Raw genomic sequence first — 546 nt, forward strand, 5'->3', positions numbered from 1 at the left:
CCAGTTAGCATCACTGCCCGGAAGGCTGAAAAGTAGATGAGGTTCATCCCTACTTCCCAGTTTTGTTTCCCTGGCTTTTTCATCAAATTTAATCCCAGCACTTCAGTTGTGGCACACACTCGCCTACAACAGTGCCAAGGGCAAACGAAATAGCAGACAATAGCGATGTTAGATTGCAGTTCACCCGTCAGTATGAAGTAACGGCCTTTATCGGATAACAGCCCAAAGATGTTCCTTCATTACATCCTCATGCAGCTCGACTCCAAACCCAATGTGTTCTGAGATCGGAAGGCGTCCGTTCCTGACCGTTTCCTCGAAGGGCACGGTAGCCACTTCAATATATCCGGGTATGTTAGCCCAATATGGGAAATGTTCTTGAACATAAAAATTGGGCAAACAGGCGCTCATGTGGGTCGCGATGTTGGCTGCGATAGAACTTCCGCACACATGCGGCTGCACCTTCAAACCATAGGCGTCAGCCATCGCTGATATTTTATGGACTTCCGCGAAACCACCCGCATTGCCAATATCGGGCTGCAATATACT

The 546-nt window shown here is 48.4% G+C and carries 1 protein-coding gene; it reads right to left on the reverse strand.

Annotation, left to right across the window (positions count from 1 at the left end; genetic code table 11):
- Positions 1 to 207 precede the first annotated feature (207 nt).
- Positions 208 to 546 (reverse strand): enolase C-terminal domain-like protein (locus HWD97_RS24265; protein ID WP_371835811.1); only part of this gene is annotated, 339 nt, incomplete at its 5' end.

It is taken from the genome of Ochrobactrum sp. C6C9, from assembly GCF_022627935.1.
GTDB classification, from domain to species: Bacteria; Pseudomonadota; Alphaproteobacteria; order Rhizobiales; family Rhizobiaceae; genus Brucella; species Brucella teleogrylli.